Annotated in this window: 2 protein-coding genes and 2 pseudogenes; 2 read left to right on the plus strand and 2 right to left on the minus strand. The window is 46.8% G+C overall.

The window, feature by feature from the left end; genetic code table 11:
- Nucleotides 1-395, minus strand: a pseudogene (locus B9T16_RS27220) (IS630 transposase-related protein); the annotation flags it as partial.
- A 41-nt stretch (nucleotides 396-436) separates the two neighbouring features.
- A pseudogene (locus B9T16_RS27225) lies at nucleotides 437-691 on the minus strand (RRXRR domain-containing protein); the annotation flags it as partial.
- Nucleotides 692-1,194: 503 nt separating this feature from the next.
- On the opposite strand from B9T16_RS27225, the gene B9T16_RS27230 reads away from it, so the two are divergent.
- Both B9T16_RS27230 and B9T16_RS27235 read left to right on the plus strand, forming a co-directional pair.
- Entirely contained in the window at nucleotides 1,195-1,374 is a 180-nt protein-coding gene (locus B9T16_RS27230; RefSeq protein ID WP_410246239.1) for a hypothetical protein, read from the plus strand.
- A 1,168-nt stretch (nucleotides 1,375-2,542) separates the two neighbouring features.
- A complete protein-coding gene (locus B9T16_RS27235) occupies nucleotides 2,543-3,139 on the plus strand; it encodes a reverse transcriptase N-terminal domain-containing protein (RefSeq protein ID WP_410246240.1) in 597 nt (198 codons plus the stop codon).
- Nucleotides 3,140-3,282 lie beyond the last annotated feature (143 nt).

The following is a 3,282-nucleotide window of genomic DNA, read 5'->3' on the forward strand; positions in this document are numbered from 1 at the left end:
CTCCTCTCGCTGTTGCTGATCACGTTCTTGGTAGCCGTAAGTTTTTTTCTGGTGAAGCCAATTTTCTTCAAGGTTCTGGATATGGTGCGAGGAGAGATGTCGTCATCCCAAAGTTGAGCCATTTGAGCGGAGGTTTTGTCGCCATGCTCTTGGGCAAAAGCCTTGAATTTTTGCCAGTCGGTAATTTTGTGGTTATGACCAGGTGGGCGATTAGGTTTAGGGAGGAAGTCTCCGGTGTGTTCTTTTCTTTGCAGCCAGAGATTGATAGTGTTCCGGCTGAGATGGAAAAATTGACTGGCTTTGGTTTTGGACATACCGTATAGTTCAATTGCATTGATAACTTTTTGTCTAAGGTCGTAACTGTAGGGGGCTGGCCTTTTGGGTCTTCTGTAGATATCCTTGCTATTATACGTCCTAACTTTTCTGTCTTTTGCTATAATTCTCCCGGATGATACTCAACACCTGATATCTCAGGGTTTTCCATCAATTGTAGGTCGAACCGTACTAGCTCTTGAGTAATGCTGCCAACTGGGGCGAGTATACGGAATCGGTTAACCCAGGTTATAAGGGTATCTACCCGATGCTGCAAGCTCGGAGCTAACCAACCCTTGGGACGAGTCCGATTCAAGAACCGAGCCCGCCGATATCGGGTCTGGCGCTTTCGTCTAAAACGTCGGAGTTGACGACGTGCTTGCTAGTAACAAAAAACTTCCTCAAACCTACACACAAACCAAAAACCTGTTACAATAGCAACCACCGTGCGAAACGTTTAGGAGTGGAATAGGGCTGCGATGCCTGAAATAACCTCCTAGTGGGACTTCTACCCCTTGGTAGAATATAAGGAGTGCGCCCTGACCATCCCATAACTATCTATGTGTTCCAACATCTGGACTCGACACCCAGATAAGGCAGAGAGACTCAAGGTCAAGACAGAGCGCTAGAAAGAGGAAGTTATGACTCCTCAAGTATAGCAGGAAGTTGAGAGTAACGGCGGTGTGCGAGACGTTTAGGAGTGAAATAGGGCTGCAATGCCTGAAATCATCTCCTAGTGGGACTTCTACCCCTTGGTAGAATATAAGGTGAGCGTACCTGACCATCCCATAACTATCTATGTGTTCCAATTATCTGGGCTAAATTGGATTTAGAATCAGATAAAGGCCAAGAGACTCAAGGTCAAGGCTGAACGCTGGTGTTATGTACAGCAGGAAGTTGAGAGTAACGGCGGTAGCCACCCCCAGTTTCAAGGTTCACACCCGTCAGACTGAAGCGGGGAACGGAAGGCGTGAAGTAGAACCTACTACCAGAGGCGACCACTGCCAACCATCCATGATTAGGGAAACCGAATGTCCGGCTTSAACCATCGTAATACTCTAGTAGCGAAATAGGTTGATACGCTGCGCTCAAAAGAGTACGGGGAAAAGAAGGGGTATATCACCACCACCTTCACAGACCTTTAAAGTACCCCGGTGGATAGGACGAATCTAAAGATGGAATGCCCCCATAGATGGAACGTTTAAACCCCTCATTGGCTCTGCCTCACGGCAGAGCGTGAAAAGTGTAAGCGTATGGTGCGAGACGTTCGGGTATTAAATAGGGCTTAAATGCCCGAAATAACTACCCGGTGAGGATTCCAGCTCCGAATCTGGATATAAGGAGATCTCTCCTGACCATCCTCATAACTGGTTATATGTCCCGACGCTTAGGGAACTAAGCAAGGCAGGGAACTCAAGGTCATAAACGAACTGAGAAATCAGGGAGTAGAGAGTAACGGCGATAGCCACCCCCAGTTTTGGAAATCATAACTCCAGGATAGAAGCGGGGAACGGAAGGCGTGAGGTAGAACCTACTACCAAGACGCGACCACTGCCAACCATCTATGATTAGGAAGACCGAATGTCCGACTTGAACCATCGTAATACACTAGCAGCGAAATAGGTTGACACGCTGCGCTCAAAAGGGCAAGGGGAAAAGTAGGGGGTTCGTCCGACTACCTACACAGACCTTTAAAAGTACCCCGGTTCTGAGGACAAATCTAACGATGGAATGCCCATATAATCGGAACGTTGTAACCCCTCTAATGCTCTGCCTATAAACAAGTGAGTAATGCTATTCACAAGGCAGTAGTGAAAAATGTAAGCGCATGCTTAGAGGGTGAAGGATGTGACCAGAAGCTAAAGCCCAATTGTCATGGTGGGGATATGCCCAATTGTCACGGTGTGGATATAGATACTGCGGTCAGTAAGAGTATAATGGCGAGGACGAGTTTAAAGACTACGTGGTGCATATAGCTCTGAACATCGAAGTAGAAAGCAGGTCTGTTGATTCTGCTCCTTTGACAAATAGGGTATCCACACCAGGAGCCGTGTGATGGGAAACTATCAAGCACGGTTCTGAATGGGAGTTCGGGAAGGTGACTTCACTCTCGACCCCTAACTCTTTGAGGGGGTAAGATGTGACCAGAAGCCAACGCCCGACTGTAATGGTAGGGATATGCTAACGGGTCACGGTTTGATTGTAAGAATAGAGTTTAGTAGGAGCTTATATGGCGCAAGCGAGTTTAAAGAAAGGCTTTGGTAAACCCAGACCAATCAAGACTACGAAAAACGCATGTAAGGCAATCCCATGGGCGAAAGTTCAACGGAAAGTTTTCAAACTCCAAAAGAGGATATTTCAAGCAGCTAAATCGGGACAGGATGCAAAGGTCAGAAGGTGGCAACGTCTATTGGTGAAATCATATTATGCCCGACTCTTAGCAGTGCGGCGAGTGACCCAAGACAATCAAGGAAAGAGAACAGCTGGAGTAGATGGAGTTATTACAATTTCTCCTAAGCAAAGGTTTGAACTGACCGAGAAAATCAAAGGAAATCTTAAAGCAAAAGCACTTAGGAGAGTATGGATACCAAAACCTGGTAGGGATGAAAAACGCCCTCTAGGAATTCCTACAATCCAAGATAGAGCAAGGCAAGCCTTGGTTAAGTCGGCACTCGAACCTGAATGGGAATCGAGATTTGAAGATACAAGCTACGGGTTCCGTCCAGGACGGTCAACCCAAGACGCAATAGCCAGAATTTACCTGAGTATCAACAAAGGTAAATACTACGTGCTTGACGCGGGTGCGAGACGTTCGGGTATGAAATAGGGCTGAAATGCCCGAAATAACTACCCGGTGAGGATTCCAGCTCCGAATCTGGATATAAGGAGACCTCTCCTGAGCATCCTCATAACTGATTATATGTCCCGACGCTTAGGTAACTAAGTAAGGCAGGGAACTCAAGGTCATAA

Origin of the sequence: Arthrospira sp. PCC 8006 (genome assembly GCF_046480465.1) — a bacterium.
Classification (GTDB): Bacteria; Cyanobacteriota; Cyanobacteriia; order Cyanobacteriales; family Microcoleaceae; genus Limnospira; species Limnospira platensis.

What these genes read in the sequence shown, in the direction of transcription:
- B9T16_RS27235 (WP_410246240.1), top strand. Translation starts at nt 2,543, where the DNA reads ATGGCGCAAGCGAGTTTAAAGAAAGGCTTTGGTAAACCCAGACCAATC.